The sequence below is a fragment of the Variovorax sp. 01N429 genome (assembly GCF_056399425.1).
The window spans coordinates 1-19925 of sequence record NZ_JBFTRG010000019.1; the positions used below are offsets into that span (position 1 = coordinate 1).

Consider the following 19925-nt stretch of genomic DNA (forward strand, 5'->3'; position numbering starts at 1 on the left):
CTGTCGGTCAGGCTCGCCGCCACCCCCGCACCCGATTGCACTCGCACGGTGTGGCCCTGCGCAACCAGCTTCTTGGCGGTCTCCGCAGTCACGGCCACTCTGGTCTCGCCTGGCACAGTTTCGGCCGGCACGCCTATCAGCATGGAGGTTCCTTGATGTCTTGAGACGAAACGACACACGGCGAAAGCGCCGTGTGTCGTCTGTAGAGTGGGCGGATCGTCGCCTTCAGCAGGCGACGCGATCACTCAGGCGGCCGCGCCGACCTGATACAGCTCGACCCTGGTTCCGTCCGGATCGGTGACGTAAATAGTCAAGCCATAGGGGCCGTCGTGCAGATCCTGCTGAAACTCGACGTCAGACTTCTTCAGCCGATCGCGCAGCGCCCGAACATCGTTGACTTCAAAAGCCATATGGTCGATCTGCCGATGTGCCGGCGCACGTCCACCGACAATCGCGATCCCCTGGTGAAATGCAGTGAATGGCCGACCGTCGGCCAGCGGCTTTGCCGGACGAATGGAAAAACCGAGCTGGTTCACATAGAAAGCCGTGGAGCGCTCCACGTCCTGCACCATCAGCAGCATGTGCCCATAGCCGAGCGTGCGCGGTGAAGATTTCGAATCGATCCAGCCGCGCATTTCCTTGGAGTCGGAGAGCTCGCAGAAATACTGCTTCCAGACCCGTTTGGCCGTTTCCTCCCACTCTCCATTGACTCCGGAGATGCAGTCGTTCAGCGCGACGACATCGTAGTCGCGCAGGTAGGCCTCCCGGATGCTCGTCTCGACGCAGGCATTCGTCGTGGTTCCCGCCACGAACAGCGTCCGGGTTCCCAGCATCTTCAACATCATCTCGAGGCGGGTCTCGTAGAAGGCGCCGAAACGGTGTTTGCGGATGACATAGGAAGGATTGAAGGCGGCCAGCGGCTTCAACTCATCGACGATTTCCTCGTCCCAGCTGCCAGCGAGAGCGGAGACTTGCTTGCGCCGCGCGGTGTGGCCGGCCAGCTTCTTGCGGGCGCGGCTCGCGTCCACCGCGAAATGCTCCTGAACGGTCCATATGACCGGAATGCCTGCCGCCTGGCAATGCGGAATCAGTTCAGCGAGCGCGGGCACGATCGAAGAGAGACGCTTCGTATCGACGCCAGAGATGCCGAGTGTTCCCTTGTCGTGGACGAAGGCGTTCTGAAGATCGATGACCAGCAGTGCCGAGGAACGGGGGTCGAGTTCATCGAGATTCATCACTTTTCCTCCATGTCGATGCCGAGTACCCCGGCGCGTCCCCAACTGTCCTTGGGTGTGTCATGGATCACGACGTGAAGGTGCTCCGGCTTGCAACCTGCCTCGTCGACCATCGCCTTCGTGATGGCCCTGACGAGATTGCGTTTCTGGTCGACCGTGCGACCTTCCCAGAATTCGACGATGACGAATGGCATTTCACTGCTCCTTAGGTTGATTTCCCGCCCAGCGTGGGACAGGGGGTGAGAAGCCCGTGACGAAATCGTTGCCCGCACGGTCTTCGCCGCGCACGAGCCAGAGTGGCCGCACGGCATGGTTGATGAGGGGCTGTTCTTCCATGGCCACCCAGTTGGCCAAGGCGCGCCCGTCCCGCAGGAAGTTGCTGTCCGCTGGCATGTAGCGGATTACGTACAGAGGCTCATGTGGATCCAGCGGCGGCAAGCCGGTGGCGACACGACTCAGTTCGAGGCAGGTCAACGGCTGCGCGCGCTCCGGCGTCACGAGCACCACCGCGCCCGCCAGCGGCATGACAGGCCAGTACCGCCCTTCGCGACCTTCGCGCACGAAGCGCTGGTAGGAGGCGGCTTCGAGATGAAGTTCGGAATCCCACAGCACGATGTCATGCCCGATCACCGATTCGACCCGATCCACGATGGCCGGGTCCTCGCACAGGTCCAGGAAGCGCCAGGCGTCGGTGAGCCCAGCAGCATGGCCCCATGGGTTATGAAGCCCCGACAGCCGCTCCAGTCGCGGGCGCGGCCGCAGCAGCGAAAGCTCCCGCATCGCTTTGCGCAGTTCTGCAATCCGTTCGGCGATGCTGCGGGAGCGTGGCGCCACGCCGCCAGTCGCTCTCTCGGGGAGCCCTGTTTCCATGGTCAAGAAGGATTGGAAAGACAGCGGCCCCGACCGAAGAGGCTTTCGTCGACTTTGCCGTTCTCATAGACCACCGCGCCTCGAGATACGGTGAGCACCGGCCATCCCTTGAGCTTCCAGCCTTCGTAGATGCAGGTGCCTTTGCCCGTGTGGTGAACCGTGCGCTCTTCGTCGAGGTCCACCAGCACGAGGTCCGCGTCGAATCCGACCTCGATGTTGCCCTTGCGCGGCCACAGGCCGAAACGGCGCGCCGGATTGGCCGAGTTGAGCTGGACCAGGCGCGACAGCGGCAACCCGCGCTGATGAACACCGAAGTGCAGCATCAGCGACAACTCCCACGGAAAGGAGACCACGCCCGGCAGTTCCGACCAGAGGTCCTCAAGCTTCTTGGGCATGAAAGGAACGTGATCGGTGCCCAGGCTGTAGACCGACCCGTTCAGGACGCCTCGCCACAGGCCCTCCTGCTCTTCCTTGTCGCGCAGCGGCGGCGAGATCTTGGCGCGCATGTCCAGGTCGCTGTCATAGGCCGTGCGGGTGAGGTAGTGCTGGCAAGTCTCGACCGTGACGTGCACACCGCGTGCCTGAGCCTCGGCAGCCAATACGGGACCCATGCCCACAGAGGTGTGAACCAGGTGCAGGGAGCAGCCGGTTCGTTCCGCAAGAAAGATCATTCGGCGGATTGTTTCCACCTCGCAGAACGCGGGGCGAGATTCCGTGTATGCGCCAAGGTCCTGCCGACCCGTTGCCTTGATCTCGTTCTTCATCCAGGCGGCGATCTGTGTGTTCTCGCAGTGGACGTTGATGAGCGCGCCTGGAATCCTCGCCAGGATTCGCATCGCGGCATACACCCAGCCGTCGGTTGCGGGAACGATGCCGATCGGGTTGTCAGGCTCATAGCCGAAATAGCACTTGAACGAACGAACGCCCGTCTTTGCGACGATCTCCGGGATCTCGGCAATATGCTCCTCGCGCTGAATGCCGAAGTGAAAGCCGAAGTCGACAATCGAGTTCTCTTCGCCGAGCGCCTTTCGTTCTTCATAGAACGGCAAGTACGAAGGCTTGAGATTGCGGATGTAGAGCAACGCCGTTGTCACGCCGCCCGACGCCGCTGCCGCTGTCTCGGTGCGCATGTCTTCCGCATAGGGATACTTCACGCCCAGGTGGCAATGCGGATCGATCACGCCCGGCATCAGCACGCGGCCGCCTGCGTCAATCTCGCGATGACCTTTGGGCAAGGCGCTGTCGGCGCCGGTCAGGATGATCTTGCCGTCTTTCACGGCGACACCGCCGTGGAACTCTCCATCGTGGCGAACCACCCGTGCGTTGCGAATCACCAGGTCGGCGCTCATGCTTTCTCCTTCAAGATGTTGTCGATGCGACGCCGCACGCCGCTCCATTGGCTGCGGCCGACGGTGATGGGTGCGCGAGCTCCAAGTCCGCGGGCCCAGACGAACTTCAGCCCGAGCTCTTGCGCGGCATCGCGGTCGATGCCTCCGGGCGGCGCCGCCAGGTCGACGAGCAGTGCGTGCCTGGGCAAGGTCTCAAGCAACTCACGCCCGAGCACGCGGGCGGGCACGCTCGCGATGACGATGTCCGTGTCCGGAAGCACCTTTGCCAGATCGGACAGTTCGTGCGGCTCGGCGCCGGCGGCGTATGCCGCGGCGCGCTGCACTGGGTTGCGCGCAGCGACGTGAACATGCGCGCCCAGCCCCAACAGGGTGTGCGTGACGAGCGAACCGATCGTCCCCTGCCCCACCAGGCAAACCTTCGCCTTGTGGATCGTGATGTCGGTGTTCTCGATCAACACCTTGAGCATGCCTTCGACGATCGCGGGTCCGCGCAGGAGCATCAGGTCCTCGTCCCACTCATACTCATGCAGATTGATGCCGAGACCCTCGCAATGCGCCTTGAGCTTGGGGTCGGCCCATCCCAGGATGATGTGTCCGGGGCGGCGCATGCCGGTGAGCATGTCGCGGTCCGGAATGATGCGATCGGCACATTGGGGCGCGAAGAGCGCGCCGTCGGGGGCGATGCCCGGAATTGGAAAGAGCGCGATGTCGGCACCTTCCAGTGCCTCGCATGCGCTCGACGCGTGGCCGACGCCAGCGATGCCCTGCTCTGGCCACGGAAAGCCGAAGGCACGTACGTGGGCTCCGGCTGCAACCGCGCAGCGGGCGATCTCTTGTTCGCGACGATCGCCGCCGATGATCGCGATGACGACTTGATCCCAGTTCATGGCTGCCTCACATGTTGAAGAAGTTCGGACTTCGACAGGCCCGCGATGCCCATCGCGTCGGCGGTCCGGCCGCCCTTGCTGTAGTCGATACCGACCAGCGCCTGCGCCAGCGTGAACAGCGAACGAGCGACCGGCGTGGCCACCCCGGCGATCGCGGCGAGTTCGAGAAAGGGAAGCAGGCCGTGGCCGAAGTCTTCCCGGTAGTACCTGTGCTGCAGGGAGTCTGGGCCCTTGATTCGCTTGTTGGCCTCGCCGCCCGCTATGGCGGCCACGAAGTCTTGCGTATCCGTGACTGACGACTCGACCGTGCCGATCAGCTTCATCTCCTCTACGAGGTTCGGCAGGCGGTGGCCGAAGGCCGCGGCGACAGCCAGGCGTTCGTCGTCGAGCGCGCGCATGGTGCGCGCCACCCCCGGCGTCATGGCCTGAACGTAGAAGGTGAAGTCGCCATGCGTCGCCTCGACCCACGCCGCCGCCAGGACGGCGCCCGGTGGATGCAGCACGAGGTTGGCGTTGGCGAGCGCAGAGGCGAGCACATCACCTACCGGTGAAGCGCCGGGAAACAGTTGGCATGCGACAGCGAGCGCGGCCTCGCCGCCAGGCAGCGCCGCCGCACGCACCTGCCGCGCTCGGCCGGTCACCGTCACGCTGTCTGACTGGTACTTGCGAGCGACATACGTCAGCGTCGAGAACTCGGCGATCGGCGGCAGATCGGCACGAACAGTTCGATAGGCATGCGCGAAGTCGAGCGCGCCGCCGGTGTGCCCGGGATTCAGAATCACCGGTCGATTGGCCGGCCAGCACGCAGCGGCGAGCGCGCGCGCGACCGGCGCGTGAGAGAAGGTCGGCAGCGTTACCACGGCCGCGTCGGCACCCTGGATGGCTTCCGCGAGATTCGCCGTGATCAGGGCTGGCCGCGCAATGCCTTGGCCCAGAACGCCCTCATAGCGCACTCCGCCCAGTGCCTGGAAAGGAGCGAGTGTTTCGGGAGATCGGTTCCAGAGAACCACTTCGTGACCGGCTTGCGCGAGTTCGGCCACGGCCGCGGCACCACCGGCGCCGGCGCCCAGTATGGAAACTTTCATTCTTGCCTCTGTCTGGTCAGTGCGCGACGAGCACGCCCTTGGCTTCGAACATCTCGCGCACCTGCCGCACATAGTGCTGAAAGGCGGGGTTCTCGTGGATGCCACTCCAGCGGCGCGGCCTCGGGATATCGACGGTGAGATCGAGATCCACGCGGCCCGGACGCGGCGACATCACGATTACGCGGTCTGCCAGAAACACCGCTTCGTCGATGCCGTGCGTGATGAACAACACCGTATTGCGCAGCCGCATCCACATGGTCTGCAGATCCATGATCATTTGCTCGCGCGTGAGCGCGTCGAGCGCGCCGAAGGGCTCGTCCATCAACAGCAGTCCGGGTTCCTGGATCAAGGCACGGCAGATCGCGACGCGTTGACGCATTCCGCCCGAAAGCTCGGAAGGAAACTTCTCCGCGAAGCCCTCGAGCCCGACCTGCGCCAACAGTTCGCGCGCACGATCGGCATAGGCCTTGCGGTCCAATCCCTTGATCTCGATCGGCAGCAAGATGTTGTCGACGATGCTGCGCCAATAGAGCAGCAAGTCGGACTGGAACACGACGCCCGCCTTGGGATGCGGTCGCAGGACGATGTCGCCATCGATGCCCAATCTGCCGGAGCTCACCGGCGTCAGGCCCGCGAGCAACGAGAGCAGCGTGCTCTTGCCGCATCCGCTGGGGCCGACGATCGCGACGAAGCTCCCGGGCTCGATGTCGAGATCGACGCGGTCGAGTGCGAGCACGTCGTCGCCCGCGCGCACTTCATACGATTTGGAGACACCTTCGATGGTGACTGCGGCTGCACTACTCATGGCGTGGACTCCCGGCGGATTTCCATCATTTGGCGCTTTCGCGGTGGAACGAAACCTTGCTCTCGACAAGTGCAAGGACGAAATAGAGCAGCACACCGATCAGGGAGATCGTGACGACGGTTGCGAAATTCAGCGTCGTGTCGAACTGCGAGTTGGCCTGGAGCTGCAGGTAGCCGAGACCACGCTCGGCGGCGATGTATTCGCCGATGATCGCGCCGATGACAGCCAGCGAGATCGCAACCTTGAGGCCACCGAAGATGCTCGGCAACGCCGCAGGTAGCCGAACCTTGAAGAAGGTCTGTGCCTCGCTGGCACCCATCGAGCGGACCATGTTGACCAAGCCTTTGTCGAGCGACTGCAGGCCCACTACGGTCGAGATCACGATGGGGAAGAACGAGATCAGGAAAGCCAGGCTGATCTTCGGCGCCCAGCCGTAGCCCAGATAGAGCACCAGCAACGGCGCGAGCGCGATCTTGGGCACCGTCTGCAGCGCCACGAGAAGCGGGTAGACCGCGCGCTCGAAGACCTTCGAATAGAAGATCGCCAGCGCGAGTGGAATGCCGACCAGCACGCCAGAGAGAAAGCCGCCCAGCACTTCGAGCAAAGTGATGTAAGAGTGTGTCGCGAGCAAGTTGAAGTCGGTCACCATTCGCTTGGCGATGGCGAGCGGCGTCGGCAGCACGAATTCGGAGAGGCCGGACAGCGGCACCGCGAGTTGCCAGATGACGAGGACGCCGATTGCAAGCAGGACTGAGGCGTAGCGCTCGACAAACCTGACGCGCGGCTGCTTCTTCTTCGTGCTTCGAGGGACGGGCATCGCGACGATTCCGGGGTGTTTCAGTTCAGTCATGGATCACCTTGGGTTACGGCTGGGTCAGCAGGTCGTTGGTGAAGAAGGCCTCAGCCGGCTTTGGCGCGCCGATGGCTTCGTCGGTCTTCAGCAGTTCGAGCGCCTGCACGATGGTTTGGGGGTCCGTCCACCCGACTGGCTTCCCGGGCCGTGCGCTGATGGCGTCCATCGTCGCGCGCACCTGCACTTCGACAACCTCTGGGGAGGGGCCCCCCTTCCAGTTTTTCAAGATGGCGGCGGTGGCGGCCTTCGGGTCCTTTCGGGTCGCATCGATGCCCTGGTTCACCGCAACCAGATAGCGCTTGAGCACGTCCGGCTTCTTCGCAATCGTCGCGTCGCTCGATACAGCGGCCAGCCCGGGAATAGCCAGGCCGTTTTGAGCCAGATCGAGCGACGGGAATTTGGTCCCGATGCGCGCCTCGATGATGGGGAGGTCGTTGTTCGTGTAGACGCTGACCACGTCGACCTGCTTCTGCAGGAATTGCGGCACGCGCGACTGCGCATCCATCTGGACCTTCTTCACCTTGGTGCAGTCGACGTGATTGACGGCGCAGAAGACAGCCAGATAGGACGTTCCTGTTTCCCCCACAGAGTGCGCCACGGTCTTTCCCTCGAGATCCTTCGGCTTGAGCACCGGTTTGTCGGGCTGCGAAATCAACACCACGGGCGTCTTCGGTTGGTACAAGGCAATGATCTTGACCGGCATGCCTTTCTGGATGGCCGAGACCGCAAAGATGGCCGGCATGATCACCACGTCCTCCTGGCCCTGCAGAAGGGCTCCCAGCGCGGCGGGTGCACCTGCACCCTCGCCCATCCGGACGTCGAGGTTGTGGGCTGCATACATTCCCTGCTCTTGCGCAAGGTACATGTGCGCGTATTCGCCCTTGAGTTTCCAACTGAACCGGACGTTGACGTCATCGGCGGCCCACGCGGCCGAAGTCAATGTGAGCGCCGCCGCAACAGCGGCGGCCCGAATGCCGGAAGTCAATGAACCAACCGAAAAATGGGTGCGCATGAATTACCTGCCATAAGGTTGAGTGAGTGAACCGGGGCCGAAACTTGCGTGCGGGGCTGGCCGGGACTAGGGTGGCGATCTCATGTTTTTCTTCTGCTTTTCATATCTTGATCACGAAGTGTGATCACACATATAATCGCCAACAACCGGGTTAACCCGCACTGCCTCACAGAGAACACCAAAGAGAACGCCATGGAAAAGATTGCGAGCCGTCGTCAAGCAGATTCGGATACCGCGGAAGAGCCAAACAGGCGGGCGCGCGGCAGCGTCCCGGAAGAAGTCTTTCAGAGGCTGCGACGGGGATTGATGGTGGGCGCCTTCGTGCCAGGCCAAGTCATGAGCCTGCGAAAGTTGGCCGCCAGCTTCGGCACGAGTCCGATGCCGATTCGCGAGGCGCTGACGCGATTGGTCGTCATCAACGCGCTGGAGGACACTTCGAGCGGATCGGTCCGAGTGCCTCGGCTTACCCCAAAGAAGCTCAATGAGCTTTTCACCGTCAGGGAACTGATCGAAGGCCTTGCCACCGAGATGGCATGCCGCAATTGCACGCCTGCCTTGCTCAAGGCACTGACCGCCATCAACGGTGAGCTTCTCGATGCAATCGCCAAGCGCAATCTGATCGGCTGCCTGTCCTCGAACCAGCGCTTCCACTTCACCCTGTATGAGGCCGCCGGTAGCGAAGTGATCATGCCGCTCGTCGAGTCTCTTTGGTTGCAATTCGGGCCGACGATGTACCTGTCGCTGCTCTCGCCCGACATGCCGTGGGACGCATCGGCGCACGTCGAGATCCTTGAAGGCCTGCAGGCGAAGAAGCCCGCGATCGCCAAACGTGGCGTTCTCCGCGACATTCGCAACACCGCGCAATCCCTCGCACCTGCGCTCGTTGAGCCCGAGGCGGCAAGTCTGCTGTCCGCGCCGCTGGACGATCTGTATTTCGGCAACTGACTCCCAAGGACCAGGAAGAAACATGACTCAGCAAGGACACGACGCTCGTCTCGAACAACTCGGCATCGAGTTGCCCAACCCAGCCGCCCCCGCGGCCAACTACGTCCCGGCTCGCAAGAGTGGCTCGATGATCTACATCGCCGGTCAGGTACCCAGCGCCGGCGGCAAGGACCAGTACGTAGGCAAGGTCGGACGAGACGTGTCGATTGAAGACGCGCAGAAGGCGGCACGGTTGTGCGCCATCAACATCCTGGCGCAGTTGCGCACCGCTCTCGGCGGAAGCCTCGATCGCGTGGTGGGCTGCATACGATTGGGCGGCTTCGTCAACGCAACGCCGGAGTTTGGCGACCACCCGAAGGTCATCAACGGCGCTTCCGATCTGATGGTCGAAGTGTTCGGCGATGCGGGCCGGCACGCGCGAGCGGCGGTTGGCTGCAATTCGCTGCCGCGCAATGTGGCGGTCGAAGTGGACGCCATCTTCGAGATCGCCTGAACATGAGCCACGCCGGACTCGATCGCCGAGTGCCGATCCATGTGCTGACCGGCTTTCTCGGCAGTGGCAAGACGACTCTGTTGCGTCACTTGCTGGCTGATCCGGATCTATCGGATACGGCGGTGGTCATCAACGAATTCGGCGAAGCAGGCCTGGACCATCTTCTCGTGCGGGAGGTTGCCGAAGACGTTGTGCTGCTCGGTTCAGGGTGCCTTTGCTGCTCTGTGCGCGACGACCTAGTGTCAACGCTGGCCGAGCTCAACGCCATGATGCGCACCGGCGACATCCCCGCCTTCGCGCGTGTTGTCGTGGAGACCACGGGCATGGCCGACCCCGCACCCATCATGCAAGCCGTTCTCAGCGAGCAAAGCCTGACGCCGTGGTTCCGGCTTGGGCAGGTCATCACCACAGTGGATGCCATCAACGGCGACCAGACGCTGGTCCGCCATCGGGAAGCCCGGCAGCAGCTGGCGACCGCCGACCGCGTAATCCTGACCAAATCGGATCTGGTCGACGAGTCCGACTGCGCGGTGCTGCTCGAGAAGCTGCGGGCGACGAATCCGGGCGCCATCTTTGCCAGTGCCCGCAACGGCCGATTGCCGGCACGCGCGCTCTTCGACGAATCTGAAGCGCAATGGCGGCGGTCCGGTCCGATCCTGCCCATGGCTGCCAAGGATGGACAGGACGGTGACGGTGACGCACCGCTGGGTCCGCTGATGGGCAGTCACGACGAGGCGATCCGGACGTTCACGGTCCAGCTGGAGCGCGAGGTGGAGTGGAGCGTCTTCGTCGATTGGCTCGAGTTGCTGCTCGCGAACAGGGGCGATTCGATCCTGCGCGTGAAAGGCCTGCTCGGCGTGACGGACGACGAAAGGCCAGTGGTGGTACAGGGCGTGCAGCATGTCCTTTATCCATTGGACCGGCTGCCGACGTGGCCCGAAGGCACAGCCTCGCCCGGATGGCTTGTCTTCATCGCACGCGACTTGACTGCCCGAGCCATCGAGAACTCAATTCGTTCGGTCTACGAATCGAGCCTCGTCTGACTGGTGCGATATCTCAGGGCTTTGTCGATCAGTTGCCGCTGTCGTACAGGGTCGTCGTGGTCTCCACGCCCTCTTCGTGCAGTCCTGCCCGCTTCACCGCCGCTGCCGCGAGTTCCCTGGCCTTGCGGCGCAGCTGGACCTCATCGACGCCATGCACCTTGCCATGGCTGTAGAGCGCCTGCCCGTCAACCCAGGTCTGCGAGATTGAAGCAGTGGATGCCGAGAACACCAGCGCCTGTAGCGGGTCGTGAAATGGCGTCCACTCGATGTGATCGAGGTCGAACAGAATGAAGTCCGCCTTCTTCCCAACTTCGAGTGAACCGATGTCATGGTCCCACATGGCCGCCTTCGCGCCATCGATGGTGGCAGCCCTGAGGGCCTGCCGCGCCGTGAAGATGTCCGGCTTCATGCGTGCGTCCTTGAACATGCCGGCAACGAGCAGCATCTGACGCATCAGGTTCATGTTTCCGGCGGCGGACACGCCATCGGTGCCCAGGCCGACCGTGACGCCTGCGGCGACCATCTCCGGGTACTTCCCGATCGCGGTCGCGCCCTTGCCGAGCTTGAACGATGAGCAGGGACAGAAGGCCACTTTGGCGCCGCGACGAGCCAGGAGGGACACCTCTTCGTCGCTGACTGCGGCGCCATGGGCAATCACCAGGTTGGAGCCGATGCCACCTGCGCGATCGATCCGCGTGATCGGCCACATGCCGTATTTGCCCTCGCAGACCTTTGCCTCCTCGATCGACGTGGCGAGGTGGTAGGTCGTACCCACGCCCAGGCGTTGCGCGAGCTTCTGGGCTCCGACGTGCAGCTCCAGCGTGCAAGGCTCCTTGCCCTCGATGTTGACCCAGCAGCGGACGCGGCCGCCGAGGGCACCGTCGTATTTGCGGACGCAAGCCTCCAGCTCGGCGAGGGCAGCCTCGGCGCTTGGGAAGAAATGATGACGCGCCATCTCCTCGGTCCATCCGCGCGGCAATTCGGCCGGTGGGTTGTCCGCGGCGTGTCGTCCCGTGACGCCGCGGATGCCGGTCTTTTCCATGGCTCGGACGGTGATCCCAGGGTCGTACTGCGACCCCATGTCGATAAAGCAAGTCGTCCCGTTGCGAAGCATCTCGGTGATGCCGAGCAACGCGCCCCAATACTCGTCTTCCTCGGTGATGTGCGCGTAGAAAGGCTTCGCCCAGTGAAAGACCCATGCCCGCGTATTCAGGTTGTCCGGAAACACGGCCCGCGACAGTGTCTCGGACAAATGAACGTGGCTGTCGACGAAGCCCGGGCATATGCCGAGCATCGTGCCATCCATGACGCGGTCGAACTTGCCGCCTTTGTGTCTCGCGGCGACCTGCTCTGCCGCGCCAATGTCGACGATGCGGTCGTTCTCGATGACGATGCTGGCATCGCGAAGGACAGTGTCCTTGGCGTCGACCAGGAACGCGAATTCAAGGTGCTCGATCAGCGTGCGCATGGGTGCTCTTTCCAGTATTGATGTTCAGCCTTTGACAACCAACAGCTTGTCGGTGTCGGCATAGTCGGACAGCAGTTCGCAGCCATTGGCCGTAACGAGCAGCATGTCCTTGTTCTGCATGCCGAATCCGAAGCCCGTTTCGTAGCACAGTGGCTCGAAGCCCAGAACCATGCCTTCCTCGATCGCAGCATCGCTTCCGGGCTTGCCGAGGATCGGGGTCTTTCCGAGGTACGGATCTTCGTGCAGATGCAGGCCGATGCCGTGCCCGACGAAAGAAATCGGCGGCAAGTCCAGTTCTGCGAGCTTCGCGATGAAAGCATCGTAGATGGCGCGGCAGCTTGCGCCTGGCTTGACCAGTTCCATGATCTGGTACTTGCAGTCGACAAGGTGCTGCCAGATCCGTTCCGCCTGGGGAGGGGCTTCCTGCACAACAGCGGTGCGGCACACTCCGGCCTGGTAGCCGTCGATCACCGAGAAAATCTCGACGCGGCAGACGTCACGCGGCTTGAGCCTGCGTTCGCTCGGGCCCACGTTCGGCAGCACGCTGCGTTCGCCCGTGGCAATGATCATGAGCTTGAAGTGCTCCGCGCCCAATGCATAGACATTGCGCGTCAGATGGCCCGCGATGTCCATCTCCGAGTCGCCTGCCTTGACCGATGCAAGCGCGTCGGTGATGGCCTGATCGGCGATGCGCGACAGACGCCGCAGAAGGGCAACCTCTTCGGGTGTCTTGATCTGGCGCAGACGCGCCAGGATGTGTTCGCAGGGTTCGAAACGAGCCTCTGGCAGTGCCTTCTCAAGGCGTGCGAGATCTCCTGCCGGCAAGTAGTCCATCTCGATGCCGATGCGCGACCGACCCAGGCCGAGCTTCTTCAATTGGTCCGCGAGAACCAGCATCGCGTCGTCCGTGAACTCAGCCCAGATGCGTGTCGGCACATTCGGCGCGCGCCGCTTCACCGTGCTGGCTTCCATATCGACCGAGAACAACTCGGCCGTGCCATCGGCGCTGATGATGGCCATCGCGTGCCGGTGCCGAATCAACGGTTGCGACGGGACGACAAAGCCAGTGACATAGGCATAGTTTTCGGGCGAGCACGACACCATGGCGTCGAGTCCGCCCTCGGCCATTGCCTTGACTTGCCGCTCGATGATTGATTTGCGCATCTTTAGCTTTCCTGGTGTTGAAAGAGTGGCCGGTCGCGATCAGTCGCGTACCTGGTACTTGTCGATCTTTCCGAGGTCGACATCGATGCCCATGCCGGGCCCACCAGGAACCTCGATGGCGCCGTCGACGAGCTTCATGGGAGCGACGATCAGGTCGTCGCGGTAATAGATGCCGCCCACCTGCCCCTGCTGCCATTCGGCCGGCGTTGACACGGGGACGACGCACGACAAAGTGGCCGCCGGCGCCGCGGCGGCCAAATGGATATTTGCGAGATTGCCGACGCCGGTCTCAACGGATCCGTTGACGTTGCAGACAATGCCGGCGGCCCTGCAAACAGCGGCCACTTCCATCGCCTTGTAGAGACCGCCGGGCTTCGTCGTGTAGATCGACACGATCTGCGCGGCACGGTGTTCGCTGATCTGGATGACGTCGTGGGCGTTCCATGCGGACTCGTCCGCCATGACGGGTGCGTCGATGGCACGAGCCACTTCGGCAATGCGCTCGATGCCCATCACGGGTTGCTCGACGTACTTGAGCCGATACTTTTCCATCGCGCGCACCGTCGAGATCGCCTCTCCGGGTGTGCGATAGCCTTCGTTGGCATCCACGCAGAGTTCGACTTCATCGCCAACTGCGGCACGAACAGTGCGGACCATGTCGATGTCTCGCTTCGCATCGACACCGATCTTGATCTTGATCGTCTTGATGCCCTCCGCGGCGACCTGCGCCACTTCCTTTTCCGCTTCAGCGATTGAAATCAGTCCGATGGAGTGCGTGACAGGGATATGGGACCGCACTTTGCCACCCAGCAGCATGTGCACCGGCAAGTCGAGCCAGCGGCCTGTGATGTCGTAAGCAGCGAAGTCGACTGCGGCCTTGGCGTAGGGATAGCCGCGGATCACGGCATCCATGCGGGAGTGCATCTCTGCGAAGTTGCCGAGTTCGATGCCGATCAATGATGGCGCGAGGTACTTCTCGATGACCAGTTTGGCAATCGCAGTCGACTCCCCGAAGTAGCGGCCGAACTCGCCGCCCCAGTCCTTCAGGGCCGGAGCCTCTCCCCACCCCACTCGGCCGTCGCTGTCGGTCATCTTGATGAGCAAGTAACGGCCAATGGATTCCGTCAGGCCGGTCCATTTGTGCTCGCGCCGCGTCGGGAGTTGGACGAGCAATGTCTCTATGGTTTGAATGGTTGGCATCTGCCTGCTCCTCACGTATCAACTTACGCATGTCGAACAGACCATCTGCCGACGTTGCGAAGAATACTGTGATCACAGTTTGTGATCAAGTAGAATTCTTGTCAATACGCGAAGGCCTTGAGACCGCGCAAATGCATTCAGGAGCGCAACATGATTGTCGAGATCACGAACTACTACGCTTTGCCGGGAAAGATTGAAGACGTTCTGTCGCAACGCCTGCATGCCAGTGCGATCAGGACACGCCTGGGCTTGCCGGCCGGGCGGATATTCACAAAGCTGGAAGGGCCAGGCCCGGACGTTCGATGGGAATGCGCGTTCGAAACGCATGCAGCTTATGAGGCGGACATGGCCGCGCGCGCGGAGTGCGATGAATTTGCCAGTGCTCGAAAGGCGATGCATCTGCTGCTGGAGAGATTCGAGCGGCACATCGAAGCGGCAGCGGTCGAATAGGCCGCTTGACGAGATCTGGAGCTTCGGTCTTCTTCAGCCCGCTACCAACGACGACCGATTTTGGCTTCACTGAGCACTCGCGAGTGCCTTCAGACGCGCCAGCGAATCGCCGACGATGTCGCTGTAGCTACGTCGCTCAGTCGCTCCGACCCACCGCGCAAAAGCCACGCGGAAGACAGCGATACCCGCCTCGGCGACGAGGCTCGCGTCGGGCTCACCGACTCCCCTCGCCCGCAGGGCCTCCGCCAGTGCCGCGGATAGATTCGCCAGCTTGATCAACTCGCGTTCGTAGAGATCTCCGTGGGCCGCGATCACTGATGCGCGCAGGCGGGCGTACCCACGGCGATCCTCGTCGAAAAAGTCGCCGGGCGCTTGCAGCGCGAAGGCAATGGCGTCCATGGCCGTTGCGTCCGCCGGAGCACCGGCGAGCGCGCTGACCATCGATTCCTGCAGCAACTGCGGCCCGCTGAAGAGCACCTCGCGCTTGTCCGAAAAGTAGCGGAAGAACGTCCGCGAGGTGAGGCCGGCCCGCTCGGCGATGGCCGCGACGGTCGTCTGCTCATAACCCACCTCCGCGAACAACTCCAAGGCCGCCAGGCGAAAACGGCCTTCCGCATCGGGCTCCCATCGACCCATTACATCCCCATGGTGTTGACACAAAGTGACATCATAGGCCTATACTGATGTCACTCAATGACATCAAGGAAGCATCCATGCGAATTCTCGTCACCGGAGCCTCGGGCTGGATCGGCTCGGCCGCCGTCACAGAACTCATTGCCGCCGGACATCAGGTCTTGGGCCTCGCCCGCAACGATGAGGCCGCGGCCAAGATCAAGAGACTCGGCGCCGAGGCAGTGCGCGGCACCCTCGAAGACCCGGACAGCCTGCGCGCCGCAGCCGCGCGCGCCGAGGGCGTGGTGCACCTCGCCTACAACCATGACTTCTCGCAGATGGCCGCGGCGGCGCAAACCGACCGTGCCGCTATTGCCGCCTTTGCCGACGTCCTGCAAGGCAATGGTGCCCCTCTGATGATCGCCTCGGGAACATTGAGCCTGGCGCCCGGGCGCGTGGGCACCGAAGGCGACATGCCTGACCCTGCGGCGCATCCGCGCCTCGCGAACGCCGCGTATACGCTCGGCTTGGCAGAACGGGACCTCCGCCCCATCGTCGTGCGCTTCGCCCCGACAGTTCACGGCGCTGGAGGTGACCACGGGTTCGTCGCCACTTTGGCGAAGATCGCACGCGCGAAGGGAGTTTCCGCGTACATCGGCGAGGGCCGGAACCGCTGGCCTGCGGTCCACCGGCTGGATGCCGGCAAGCTCGTGCAACTGGCGGTCGACAAGGCGACTCCAGGCACCGTGCTGCACGCCGTTGCCGAAGAAGGGATCGCTACGCGCGACATCGCTGCGGCCCTCGGGCAGTTTCTGAATGTGCCTGTGGAGTCCATTTCCGCCGATCGCGCAGCCGCGCATTTTGGATGGATCGGCATGTTCTTCGGCGCCGACGCCCCCGCGTCCAGCATGAAGACTCGCGAACTGCTGGGCTGGAAGCCGTCGCATGCGATGCTGCTGGAAGACATCGCGGCCGGCCACTATCCAGGCCACTGAAGCATTCACTGAGGAAGCGCCTCCGCCGAACTCGGCGAGGCGCCCCTCGAGGTGAACCGGTTGTTCCGTACAGCGGGCGCGACGCGGCCCTCGACACAGTGCGCGACAGGGATGAAACTTGCCGGATGCAGTGCCCGCGGTGTCGCCATCCTCATTTGCAAGGGGCCAAATTCTGCGAAGAATGCGGCAGCGCACTCGCACGACAGTGCGCGACCTGCGGCTACGAGCTTGCGGCACAGGCGAAGTTCTGCAGCCAATGCGGCACGCCGGCGCGAGTCTTCGCGCCGGCCCCCTCGGTAACAGAAGCAGAAGCGCCTCGCGAACTCGCACGCGATGCCCGGCCGCCGCCCGACGCGACGACCGCGGATCGGCGACAGGCGGCCGTGTTATTCGCCGACATCACCGGATACACCACACTGTGCGCCGGCAGTGATCCGGAGCAAATCCAGGAGATGCTCGGGCGCTTTTTCGATGCGATGGACAAAGTGGTCGAATCTCACGGCGGCCGGGTGATCGACCGGGCGGGTGACGCCGTCATGGCGGTCTTCGGCGCGCCGGTGGCCCATGGCAACGATGCGCAACGCGCATTGCACGCCGCGCTTGCGATGCATCGCGCGGCTGCGGGGGTTCCGGATTGCAAAGGCGTGCCGCTGCGGCTGCACATCGGCATTACCAAGGGCGAGGTCGTGGCCGCGGTGATCAGCGGCGGCGGCAAGGCCAAATACTCGGTCACCGGCGACTCGGTCAATCTGGCCGCCCGGCTCGATGCATTGGCCCAGCCAGGCGAGATCCTGATTTCTGACGCGCTGTACCGCGAAGTCGCCGCCAGCGTCGAAGTGCAGTCCGCAGGCAGCCAAATGGTCAAGGGCTTCGCAGTGCCGGTAGAGACCTGGCGCTTGCTCGGCTTGCGCCTGGCCCGTGGCGAACGCATGCCCTTTGTGGGCCGGCAAGCCGAACTGGGGCAACTGGTCGGGGCGCTCAACGCAGTGCGCGACACCGGCGTCGGAGTGACGGTGCTTGTTCGCGGCGATGCAGGGATCGGCAAATCAAGATTGGTCGAAGAGTACCAAGCGCGCGCTCGCGACCTCGGATTCGACACCCCCTCAGGGCAGGTTCTGGATTTCGGCGTCGCCAAAGGCCAGGACGCCGTCTCGTCGCTGCTGAAAACCCTGCTGCAGGTCAGCGCATGCGACGACGAAGCGCAACGCCACGCAGCGGTGCTGGATGCCGCTGCGCGCGGCCTGGTGACTGACGACGAGATTCTGTTCGTCAATGAGTGGCTCGATCTGCCGCAGCCGAAGCCGCTGGAGGCGATTTTCGAGGCCATGGACAACGCCACCCGGCTGCAGCGCGCGAGCGAGGCGTTGCGTTCCCTGTTGCAGCGGGCCGCTGCGACTCGATCGCAACTGGTGTTGATCGAGGACATCCACTGGGCCTCGCCGGAGTTGCTGCGACTGGTGGCGGCGGCAGCCCGTGCGGCTGCGCGGGCACCGATGGTCCTGCTGCTGACCTCGCGCATCGAGGGTGATCCGATCGACAAGGCATGGCGGGCGTCGATCCACGGCAGCGCTTTCATGACCATCGATCTTGCGCCCCTGCGCCCGCAGGAAGCGCGCTTGCTCGCCGGCGGGCTGGTGGAAGCGTCGAGCCGCTTTGCACTGATGTGCATCGAACGCGCTGAAGGCAATCCACTGTTTCTCGAGCAGTTGTTGCGAACCGCGCGGGCCGGCGAGACACCGGGGCTCGCGCCCGCTGTGCCGCCGACCATCCAGAGTCTGGTGCTCGAGCGTATGGACCGCCTCGCCGCGCCCGATCGCGCCAACCTCCAGGCCGCCGCGGTGATCGGCAAGCGCTTCTCGCTTGCCAACCTGCGCGGTGTCGCAAGCGCGCCGAATGCGAGCTGCGACATATTGGTGGCGGCCGACATCGTGCGGCCCGACGGTGCGGATTTTCTGTTTGCACACGCACTGATCCAGGAAGCCGTCTATGCGTCGACGCTCAAGAGCCGGAGACGCGAATTGCACCAGGCCGCCGCACGATGGTTCGGCGACGACGATCCGGTATTGAAGGCGGAGCATCTCGACCGCGCAGAGGACACGGAGGCCGCAGCGGCCTACCTGCGTGCAGCGACTCGTGAAGCCGGGCGGCTGCGCTTCGAAAGTGCGCTGCGCCTGGCCGAGCGCGGCGACTCGCTGGCGGCCGATCCGGCGCGAGGCAACGCCACGGTCGGCTGCGAACTCGCGTTGCTTTGCGGCGAGATGTTGCGCGAGCTCGGACGCTCGACCGAGTCGGTCGCCGCCTTCCAGCGTGCGCTCGAACTCGCCCGCGACGACGCCCTGCGCTGCCGTGCCTGGATGGGCATCGCCGACGGCCATCGTGTCACTGGCGAATTCGCTCCGGCGATGCAGGCACTCGGCGAGGCCCAGCCGATCGCCGAACGGCTCGCGCTGACCGTCGAACGCTCTCGCATCCATCACACGAGGGGTAACCTCTATTTCGCCCAGGGCCGAACGGCCGAGTGCGACGCTCAGCACGTGATCGCGCTCGCGCTGGCCGAGCAATGCAGCGAACCACAGGGCCAGGCGCGGGCACTGAGCGGCCTCGGTGATGCGCGCTACGCCGAAGGCCGCATGGCCAGTGCGCTCGACTACTTCAAGCGCTGTGTCGCGCTGTGCGGGGAGGAGCAGATCCGCATCACCGGGCCCAACCGCTGCATGATCGCTCACTGCCTCTGGTATGCCAATGAACTGCACGACGCCGTGGCTCATGCCCATTCGGTCTGCGACGACGCGCAGCGCTTCGGAGTCGTGCCCGTGCGGGTCTTCGCGCAGGCCACGCTCACTCAGGTGCTCACCGAAGCTGGCCTCTTCGAAGAGGCTGGCGTGTCGGTCACGAAAGCGCTTGAACTCGCGCGACTTGCGGGATCGAGGCGCTACGAAGCGACCGTGCTGTACTTCTCTGCCGAGCACCATCTGCGAAAGGGCAATCGCGCGCAGGCGCGCAAAGACCTGGAATTGGCGCTCGAGCTGGCACGCCAGACCGGTCTCGGATTCATCGGTGCCGCGCTCATGGGGCGGTTTGCGCGCATGGCGGAATCCGCCGAAGAGCGGGTTGCGCATCTTGCCGCTGGTGAAGCCCTGCTGCAGGACACCGGGCTCGCCCACAACCACCTCTGGTTCTATCGCGACGCGATGGAGGCCTGCCTTGCAGCCGGCGATTGGCAGTGCGCGCTGCAACACGCAGCTTCGCTGGAGCGGATGTTCCAGGTCGAGATTTTGCCCTGGGTCGCGTTGATGGTCGAGCGGGCGCGGGCCATCGTCGGGGCGGCCGTATCGGGCGCTGACGCGGCGGCCACCGCACGGCTGAGGGCCGTTCGCGCGACGGCGGTTGCGGCAGGCAATGGCTGGGCTCTCGCGGGCATCGATGAGGCGCTGAGGCCTGACCCGGCGACGGCGTGAT

Annotated in this window: 19 protein-coding genes and 2 pseudogenes; 7 read left to right on the forward strand and 14 right to left on the reverse strand. The window is 63.6% G+C overall.

Features of this window, described 5'->3' with window-relative positions; translation table 11 throughout:
- From AC1DSF_RS25210 to AC1DSF_RS25255, 10 genes and pseudogenes are all read right to left on the reverse strand, one after another.
- Positions 1-143: pseudogene (locus AC1DSF_RS25210) on the reverse strand (NAD(P)(+) transhydrogenase (Re/Si-specific) subunit alpha); the annotation flags it as partial.
- A 102-nt stretch (positions 144-245) separates the two neighbouring features.
- On the reverse strand, positions 246-1235 hold the full coding sequence (locus AC1DSF_RS25215) for an isochorismatase family protein (protein WP_478128032.1): 990 nt from the start codon (positions 1233-1235) through the stop codon (positions 246-248).
- Positions 1235-1429 carry a 2-hydroxymuconate tautomerase gene (locus tag AC1DSF_RS25220; RefSeq protein ID WP_478128033.1) on the reverse strand — a complete coding sequence of 65 codons (195 nt, stop codon included), beginning with the start codon at positions 1427-1429 and terminating at the stop codon, positions 1235-1237. Before AC1DSF_RS25220 ends, AC1DSF_RS25215 begins: the two co-directional genes overlap by 1 nt.
- 1 nt (position 1430) lies before the next feature.
- The gene (locus tag AC1DSF_RS25225) at positions 1431-2111 is read right to left on the reverse strand and encodes a hypothetical protein (protein ID WP_478183637.1); all 681 of its coding nucleotides are present in this window, start codon (positions 2109-2111) and stop codon (positions 1431-1433) included.
- On the reverse strand, positions 2108-3454 hold the full coding sequence (locus AC1DSF_RS25230) for a dihydroorotase (protein WP_478128035.1): 1347 nt from the start codon (positions 3452-3454) through the stop codon (positions 2108-2110). The genes AC1DSF_RS25225 and AC1DSF_RS25230 overlap by 4 nt, the downstream gene beginning before the upstream one ends.
- Positions 3451-4341, reverse strand: a complete 891-nt coding sequence (locus AC1DSF_RS25235) for a dipicolinate synthase subunit DpsA (protein ID WP_478128036.1) — start codon at positions 4339-4341, stop codon at positions 3451-3453. Before AC1DSF_RS25235 ends, AC1DSF_RS25230 begins: the two co-directional genes overlap by 4 nt.
- Complete coding sequence (locus AC1DSF_RS25240; protein WP_478183638.1) at positions 4338-5426, reverse strand: NAD/NADP octopine/nopaline dehydrogenase family protein; 1089 nt, start codon at positions 5424-5426, stop codon at positions 4338-4340. Before AC1DSF_RS25240 ends, AC1DSF_RS25235 begins: the two co-directional genes overlap by 4 nt.
- Positions 5427-5442: 16 nt before the next feature.
- Entirely contained in the window at positions 5443-6231 is a 789-nt protein-coding gene (locus AC1DSF_RS25245; RefSeq protein WP_478128038.1) for an ABC transporter ATP-binding protein, read from the reverse strand.
- A 25-nt stretch (positions 6232-6256) separates the two neighbouring features.
- The gene (locus AC1DSF_RS25250) at positions 6257-7081 is read right to left on the reverse strand and encodes an ABC transporter permease (RefSeq protein WP_478128039.1); all 825 of its coding nucleotides are present in this window, start codon (positions 7079-7081) and stop codon (positions 6257-6259) included.
- A gap of 13 nt (positions 7082-7094) precedes the next feature.
- Positions 7095-8096 (reverse strand): ABC transporter substrate-binding protein, encoded by a 1002-nt coding sequence (locus tag AC1DSF_RS25255; protein WP_478128040.1) that lies wholly within the window; start codon positions 8094-8096, stop codon positions 7095-7097.
- A gap of 192 nt (positions 8097-8288) precedes the next feature.
- On the opposite strand from AC1DSF_RS25255, the gene AC1DSF_RS25260 reads away from it, so the two are divergent.
- Genes AC1DSF_RS25260 through AC1DSF_RS25270 form a run of 3 tightly spaced genes read left to right on the forward strand, consistent with a single transcriptional unit; the run spans position 8289 to position 10577 of the window.
- On the forward strand, positions 8289-9041 hold the full coding sequence (locus AC1DSF_RS25260; protein ID WP_478183639.1) for a GntR family transcriptional regulator: 753 nt from the start codon (positions 8289-8291) through the stop codon (positions 9039-9041).
- 22 nt (positions 9042-9063) lie between these two features.
- Entirely contained in the window at positions 9064-9534 is a 471-nt protein-coding gene (locus AC1DSF_RS25265) for a RidA family protein (RefSeq protein ID WP_478128042.1), read from the forward strand.
- Between the two features lie 2 nt (positions 9535-9536).
- Positions 9537-10577 carry a CobW family GTP-binding protein gene (locus AC1DSF_RS25270; protein ID WP_478183640.1) on the forward strand — a complete coding sequence of 347 codons (1041 nt, stop codon included), beginning with the start codon at positions 9537-9539 and terminating at the stop codon, positions 10575-10577.
- Between the two features lie 28 nt (positions 10578-10605).
- Here AC1DSF_RS25270 and AC1DSF_RS25275 read toward each other — a convergent pair whose 3' ends face one another.
- Genes AC1DSF_RS25275 through AC1DSF_RS25285 form a run of 3 tightly spaced genes read right to left on the reverse strand, consistent with a single transcriptional unit; the run spans position 10606 to position 14409 of the window.
- Positions 10606-12045 (reverse strand): amidohydrolase family protein, encoded by a 1440-nt coding sequence (locus AC1DSF_RS25275; protein WP_478183641.1) that lies wholly within the window; start codon positions 12043-12045, stop codon positions 10606-10608.
- 24 nt (positions 12046-12069) lie between these two features.
- Positions 12070-13209, reverse strand: a complete 1140-nt coding sequence (locus AC1DSF_RS25280) for a M24 family metallopeptidase (protein ID WP_478128046.1) — start codon at positions 13207-13209, stop codon at positions 12070-12072.
- A gap of 39 nt (positions 13210-13248) precedes the next feature.
- Positions 13249-14409, reverse strand: coding sequence for a mandelate racemase/muconate lactonizing enzyme family protein (locus AC1DSF_RS25285; protein WP_478128047.1), 1161 nt, complete (start codon positions 14407-14409; stop codon positions 13249-13251).
- 150 nt (positions 14410-14559) lie between these two features.
- Between AC1DSF_RS25285 and AC1DSF_RS25290 the strand changes: the two genes are divergently transcribed.
- On the forward strand, positions 14560-14859 hold the full coding sequence (locus AC1DSF_RS25290) for a hypothetical protein (protein WP_478128048.1): 300 nt from the start codon (positions 14560-14562) through the stop codon (positions 14857-14859).
- A 66-nt stretch (positions 14860-14925) separates the two neighbouring features.
- On the opposite strand, the gene AC1DSF_RS25295 is transcribed toward AC1DSF_RS25290, so the two are convergent.
- Positions 14926-15495 carry a TetR family transcriptional regulator gene (locus AC1DSF_RS25295; protein WP_478128049.1) on the reverse strand — a complete coding sequence of 190 codons (570 nt, stop codon included), beginning with the start codon at positions 15493-15495 and terminating at the stop codon, positions 14926-14928.
- 77 nt (positions 15496-15572) lie between these two features.
- Here AC1DSF_RS25295 and AC1DSF_RS25300 point away from each other — a divergent pair, with 77 nt between their 5' ends.
- From AC1DSF_RS25300 to AC1DSF_RS25310, 3 genes and pseudogenes are all read left to right on the forward strand, one after another.
- Complete coding sequence (locus AC1DSF_RS25300; RefSeq protein ID WP_478128050.1) at positions 15573-16466, forward strand: SDR family oxidoreductase; 894 nt, start codon at positions 15573-15575, stop codon at positions 16464-16466.
- Positions 16467-16591: 125 nt separating this feature from the next.
- A pseudogene (locus tag AC1DSF_RS25305) lies at positions 16592-16717 on the forward strand (double zinc ribbon domain-containing protein); the annotation flags it as partial.
- A gap of 132 nt (positions 16718-16849) precedes the next feature.
- A complete protein-coding gene (locus AC1DSF_RS25310) occupies positions 16850-19924 on the forward strand; it encodes an adenylate/guanylate cyclase domain-containing protein (RefSeq protein ID WP_478183685.1) in 3075 nt (1024 codons plus the stop codon).
- The last annotated feature ends 1 nt before the right edge of the window (position 19925 follow it).

Coding starts and splice junctions, on each gene's coding strand:
- AC1DSF_RS25300 (WP_478128050.1), top strand. CDS start 15,573: ATGCGAATTCTCGTCACCGGAGCCTCGGGCTGGATCGGCTCGGCCGCC.
- AC1DSF_RS25240 (WP_478183638.1), bottom strand. CDS start 5,426: ATGAAAGTTTCCATACTGGGCGCCGGCGCCGGTGGTGCCGCGGCCGTG.
- AC1DSF_RS25235 (WP_478128036.1), bottom strand. CDS start 4,341: ATGAACTGGGATCAAGTCGTCATCGCGATCATCGGCGGCGATCGTCGC.
- AC1DSF_RS25275 (WP_478183641.1), bottom strand. CDS start 12,045: ATGCGCACGCTGATCGAGCACCTTGAATTCGCGTTCCTGGTCGACGCC.
- AC1DSF_RS25220 (WP_478128033.1), bottom strand. CDS start 1,429: ATGCCATTCGTCATCGTCGAATTCTGGGAAGGTCGCACGGTCGACCAG.
- AC1DSF_RS25245 (WP_478128038.1), bottom strand. CDS start 6,231: ATGAGTAGTGCAGCCGCAGTCACCATCGAAGGTGTCTCCAAATCGTAT.
- AC1DSF_RS25270 (WP_478183640.1), top strand. CDS start 9,537: ATGAGCCACGCCGGACTCGATCGCCGAGTGCCGATCCATGTGCTGACC.
- AC1DSF_RS25215 (WP_478128032.1), bottom strand. CDS start 1,235: ATGAATCTCGATGAACTCGACCCCCGTTCCTCGGCACTGCTGGTCATC.
- AC1DSF_RS25290 (WP_478128048.1), top strand. CDS start 14,560: ATGATTGTCGAGATCACGAACTACTACGCTTTGCCGGGAAAGATTGAA.
- AC1DSF_RS25230 (WP_478128035.1), bottom strand. CDS start 3,454: ATGAGCGCCGACCTGGTGATTCGCAACGCACGGGTGGTTCGCCACGAT.
- AC1DSF_RS25260 (WP_478183639.1), top strand. CDS start 8,289: ATGGAAAAGATTGCGAGCCGTCGTCAAGCAGATTCGGATACCGCGGAA.
- AC1DSF_RS25250 (WP_478128039.1), bottom strand. CDS start 7,081: ATGACTGAACTGAAACACCCCGGAATCGTCGCGATGCCCGTCCCTCGA.
- AC1DSF_RS25265 (WP_478128042.1), top strand. CDS start 9,064: ATGACTCAGCAAGGACACGACGCTCGTCTCGAACAACTCGGCATCGAG.
- AC1DSF_RS25280 (WP_478128046.1), bottom strand. CDS start 13,209: ATGCGCAAATCAATCATCGAGCGGCAAGTCAAGGCAATGGCCGAGGGC.
- AC1DSF_RS25295 (WP_478128049.1), bottom strand. CDS start 15,495: ATGGGTCGATGGGAGCCCGATGCGGAAGGCCGTTTTCGCCTGGCGGCC.
- AC1DSF_RS25285 (WP_478128047.1), bottom strand. CDS start 14,409: ATGCCAACCATTCAAACCATAGAGACATTGCTCGTCCAACTCCCGACG.
- AC1DSF_RS25255 (WP_478128040.1), bottom strand. CDS start 8,096: ATGCGCACCCATTTTTCGGTTGGTTCATTGACTTCCGGCATTCGGGCC.